The organism is Paraburkholderia sp. SIMBA_054 (assembly GCF_046534875.1).
GTDB lineage: Bacteria > Pseudomonadota > Gammaproteobacteria > Burkholderiales > Burkholderiaceae > Paraburkholderia > Paraburkholderia hospita.
The window spans coordinates 1-231 of record NZ_JAWRXV010001821.1 but is presented as its reverse complement, the minus strand read 5'-3'; the positions used below and the strand labels follow the sequence as shown (position 1 = coordinate 231).

1 protein-coding gene is annotated in these 231 nt (G+C 68.0%); it reads right to left on the bottom strand.

The window, feature by feature from the left end:
- Positions 1 to 231 (bottom strand): DUF805 domain-containing protein (locus tag SB822_RS61340; protein ID WP_410859697.1); only part of this gene is annotated, 231 nt, incomplete at both ends.

The following is a 231-nucleotide window of genomic DNA, read 5'->3' as shown; positions in this document are numbered from 1 at the left end:
CTGGTCATGGAAGCGGCGCACCTGCACCGCGATCGACGGCACCAGCAGCGCGAGGCTGACCAGCACCGCCAGCACGATCGCCAGCCAGAAGCCAACGCCCGGACCGTCCTCGCTCGCCCCGACCGCGGCGCCGATACCGGCCAGCACGCCGATCGCGATGCTCAGCAGCAGGGTGAACAGCACGAACATCCAGTATTCCTTGCGACGCGAGCGCCCCGAAAAATCGGCGTA